The sequence below is a fragment of the Stenotrophomonas pictorum JCM 9942 genome, assembly GCF_001310775.1.
GTDB lineage: Bacteria > Pseudomonadota > Gammaproteobacteria > Xanthomonadales > Xanthomonadaceae > Stenotrophomonas > Stenotrophomonas pictorum.
In genome coordinates this window covers 1-3,405 of the sequence record NZ_BAZI01000288.1, presented here as the reverse complement: position 1 = coordinate 3,405, position 3,405 = coordinate 1, and the positions used below count along the sequence as shown (strand labels likewise).

Annotated in this window: 5 protein-coding genes, 1 tRNA gene and 1 pseudogene; 2 read left to right on the top strand and 5 right to left on the bottom strand. The window is 65.4% G+C overall.

Annotated features, from left to right (window positions below):
* Nucleotides 1-321 (top strand): annotated as a pseudogene (locus tag JCM9942_RS12530) (oxygen-independent coproporphyrinogen III oxidase); the annotation flags it as partial.
* A gap of 93 nt (nucleotides 322-414) precedes the next feature.
* Nucleotides 415-501: transfer RNA gene (locus JCM9942_RS12525), tRNA-Leu, on the top strand.
* Between the two features lie 60 nt (nucleotides 502-561).
* Here JCM9942_RS12525 and JCM9942_RS12520 read toward each other — a convergent pair.
* The 5 genes from JCM9942_RS12520 to JCM9942_RS19675 all read right to left on the bottom strand — a co-directional run.
* A complete protein-coding gene (locus JCM9942_RS12520) occupies nucleotides 562-1,587 on the bottom strand; it encodes a site-specific integrase (RefSeq protein ID WP_054660061.1) in 1,026 nt (341 codons plus the stop codon).
* 1 nt (nucleotide 1,588) lies between these two features.
* Entirely contained in the window at nucleotides 1,589-1,801 is a 213-nt protein-coding gene (locus JCM9942_RS12515) for a DUF4224 domain-containing protein (RefSeq protein ID WP_054660059.1), read from the bottom strand.
* The gene (locus JCM9942_RS12510) at nucleotides 1,794-1,973 is read right to left on the bottom strand and encodes a hypothetical protein (RefSeq protein WP_054660057.1); all 180 of its coding nucleotides are present in this window, start codon (nucleotides 1,971-1,973) and stop codon (nucleotides 1,794-1,796) included. Before JCM9942_RS12510 ends, JCM9942_RS12515 begins: the two co-directional genes overlap by 8 nt.
* Nucleotides 1,970-3,184: a DNA cytosine methyltransferase gene (locus tag JCM9942_RS12505; RefSeq protein WP_054660055.1), complete on the bottom strand. Its 1,215-nt coding sequence runs from the start codon at nucleotides 3,182-3,184 to the stop codon at nucleotides 1,970-1,972. The genes JCM9942_RS12510 and JCM9942_RS12505 overlap by 4 nt, the downstream gene beginning before the upstream one ends.
* On the bottom strand, nucleotides 3,181-3,405 hold a 225-nt coding region (locus tag JCM9942_RS19675; RefSeq protein WP_218185488.1), incomplete at its 5' end, for a hypothetical protein. The genes JCM9942_RS12505 and JCM9942_RS19675, both read right to left, overlap by 4 nt.

Genomic DNA, 3,405 nt, shown 5'->3' with positions numbered 1-3,405 from the left:
CCCGGGGCGCTGCCTGTATGGCGTGGCCTGGAACTGGATCAGGACGATCTGCTGCGGGCGGAGCTGATCCAGCAGCTGATGTGTCATGGCCGGGTGGACGGGCGCCGTGTCGCCGCATCCCACGGCATCGATTTCGATCGCGAATTTGCCGCGGAAATCGAATCACTGCGGCAACTGGTCGATGACGGATTGGCCCATATCGAGGACGGTGTGGTTTCGGCGACCCGGCCAGGAAGGCCTTTGCTGCGGCTGATCGCCATGTGCTTTGACCGCTATTTGAAAGCTCCGCAGCAGCCGGCCCGGTATTCCAAAGCGATCTGACCGCAGCCGGCGTGCGCTCTGTGGTCCGGAAACGGGCAGGCCGGCACGCCATGCAATTCACAATTGCCGCGTGATCAGGCACGCTATCGCGGTGCCCGGATGGCGAAATTGGTAGACGCATCGGACTTAAAATCCGCCGGCCGCGAGGCCATGCCGGTTCGATTCCGGCTCCGGGCACCATGACTTAGGCGGCTTTTGCCGCCTTTTTTATTTCCGCAATCCGGGGGGCTTTTCCGCAATTCATCGCGTCGGTGTCACTTTCGCGCCGCGGCGATTGCGTACGTAGTGCTCGGTCATGACCACTGAAGAGTGGCCGAGCTGGCGCTGCGCCTGGCGGATATCCCCGGCTGAATCTGTCTTGTCCGTGCCGGCCTTGGCGCGCAGATCCCGGAACTGGATGCCATCGACGTTGGCTGCCCTGCACGCCTTCTGCCACCGCCTGGACATGGCTGCCACGGTCATCGCTCGTCCATGCTCGTTCACCACCAGGCGCGTGCTGTGGACCGTGTAGCCGCGCTTCCGATCTCGGATCCGGCCCAGCAGAACGGCCAGCTCTTCGCTGACCTCGACGCGCAGCTTCTTGGCGGTCTTGCCCTGCTGCAGGTGGATCGCTCCGTCGCGCACGTCCATCTCCGACAAGCCCAGCACGTCCGCCGGTCGCTGCCCGAGCAGGTAGGCGAGGTCCATCGCGTCCTGCAGACACGGATCTGCTGCGCTCCAGACCGCTTGGTACTGGGCGTCCTCGATGTAGACGTCGCGCCCGGTCTCCTTGAATCCCTTGATGCCGGCGCAGGGGTTGGGCAGGGCTGTGTAGCCGCGGTCGCGTGCGTAGTTCCAGATGTGCGAGAGCAGCGCCTTCTCGCGGTTGGCCCGCACCTTGCCGGTGCCGCCCTTGGTGCGCCAGGTCATGTACTGGCGGACGTTCACCGGCTGGATCGCCTCGACCGGCGCCGGCGGATCGTCGAAGAACTCGAGCAGCTTCAGGACCTCGCGCTGGTTGTCGGCGAAGGTGCGCGCAGCCTTCTGACTGGCCACCTCGGCCATGTACCGGTCACACACCCAGCGGAACATCACCTTGGGGGCGGTGGAGACGTGCGTGGCGCGCTCAATCTCCGCCCAGCGCTGGATCGCCAGCCCGTAGTCGCGGCCCAGTGATTCCTCGCGGCGCGGCGTACCGCCGTGGTCGTAGAAGTAGTAGGTCACCGCGCCGCGCTTGCGTGCGCGTAGGCGAGGGACGGCACCTGGCTTAGATGGCTTCCTTCCCATGTCATGCGGCCTTGTTTGGCTTCCACGTCGGAGTTCCGGCCGCTTCCTGTGCCGGCAGGCCGTCAATAGTCGATCGCAGCACCACCGGCCAGCCGTGACCGTCCAAATAGTGCCTGATGCCGTTCTGGCTCAGAAACGCCACCTGGCGTGCCTTCTGCGGCGTGCGGCACAGCTGGGCCACTTCCTGTTTCGATAGGGCGATGCCGTCAGCCATGTTGCTCTCCTTCCAGCGCCGCGCGGGCGCCGCTGATCCGTTGTTCGTTGGCCAGCGCCTCGGCGCGCAGCCGGATGATCTCGTTGGCCGCCGTGGCCAGCTGCTCGCGTAACAACTCCTTGGGCGGCTGCTTCATGCGCTTGGCTGGCTTGGGGAAGAGCTGCGGTTTCATGCTGCGGCCCTCTGCCGGTAGGTGTGCGCCATTTGGATGCGTTCGCCGATCCACGTGATCACCGGTACCGCGAAGCTGTTGCCCAGCATTTTGTAGCGAGGGCCATCGGCCATCGGCTTGCCCTTCGCGTTCGGCACCAGGGTCCAATCGTCAGGCGCGCCTTGCAGTCGCTCGCACTCGCGCGGGGTGAGTCGGCGGACCTGCATGCCTTGCTGGACTGCCAAGTGACTGCCTCCGTTCTGGTGGCTGTCGGCATGACCCATGCTGCGCATCGTGCTGGCAATCTCGCCGACGCCGAAGCCCGCCCGGCCACTGGCCTTGCAGTCGAACGCTACTGGCACCAGTGGCGTGCCGCGACCCGTGCCGTCTTCGCTGGCGTCAAAACCATCGGCGCGGAGCGTATGGGCTACTGCGGGGATGATCGTGCAGGTCTCCCAGTCTTGGCGTTTGGCCTCGCCCGTTGTGACACAACGGGCGATCTCGGGGATCAATTGGCCGCGCTCACCATCTTCAGCGCCACGTTCTCCAGCGCTGCGCGTAAGGGTGCCGGCAACTCCTTCCCCCGTTTCTCGGCGCGGCGCAGAATCCCCGCGCAGGCTGTCGGGCTCAAGTAGTACCGGGGGTCTACCGGCCCAGTCTCCAGTATCGAGGACAGCGAACACGCGACGGCGCCGCTGCGCCACTCCGAACCACTGCGCGTCCAGCACGCTCCATTCGACAAGTCCGTTCGGGCCGAGCGCCACGCCTTCGTTGCCCCAGCCGTCACGGGGGACATCGAGTTCGCATCCTGCCAATGCCCCAGCCACGACAGCAAAGTCTCGCCCGCGGTTGCTACTGAACGCCCCGGGGACGTTTTCCCAGACGAGCCAGCGTGCGCCGCAAAAAGTCCGAGCTGCATTGAAAATCCTCAGTTGTTCGTGAAACAGGCCGGAGCGTGCGCCGGCCAGACCAGCGCGGTTGCCGGCGACGGATAGGTCCTGACACGGGCTGCCGCCGATGACGACATCGATGTGACCCAGCGCGGCGATCTGTTCGTCGGTGATTTCGGTAACGCTGCCCAGGTTCGGGACATGCGGCAGGCGATGCGCAAGCAGTGCGCACGGTGCCGGATCAATCTCGGCAACGCCGACGCATTCCCAGCCGAGAAGCGCCCACGCCAAGTGCGCAGCTTCCATGCCAGAGAACAGCGACAGGTAGCGGATAGCGCTCATACCGCATACCTCGGCTGCGGCCGCACGGGCCCGAACCACAGGCACATGCGGTTGTTCAGTGCGATCTGCACCGGATCCCGCTCAACCGGGGGCAGGGGAGCGCGAAGCCGACGCCGGTCGTTCACGCACACGGTGCAGATCGAGTCGCGGCCACGGCTGCCGGCCTTGGGGAAGGCTTGCTCAGGCAATGGGCGATGGCATGCGGTGCAGTTACGCATCAC

Excerpts from the sequence above, each read along its gene's own strand:
- JCM9942_RS12520 (WP_054660061.1), bottom strand. The coding sequence starts at position 1,587 with ATGGGAAGGAAGCCATCTAAGCCAGGTGCCGTCCCTCGCCTACGCGCA.
- JCM9942_RS12515 (WP_054660059.1), bottom strand. The coding sequence starts at position 1,801 with ATGGCTGACGGCATCGCCCTATCGAAACAGGAAGTGGCCCAGCTGTGC.
- JCM9942_RS12510 (WP_054660057.1), bottom strand. The coding sequence starts at position 1,973 with ATGAAACCGCAGCTCTTCCCCAAGCCAGCCAAGCGCATGAAGCAGCCG.
- JCM9942_RS12505 (WP_054660055.1), bottom strand. The coding sequence starts at position 3,184 with ATGAGCGCTATCCGCTACCTGTCGCTGTTCTCTGGCATGGAAGCTGCG.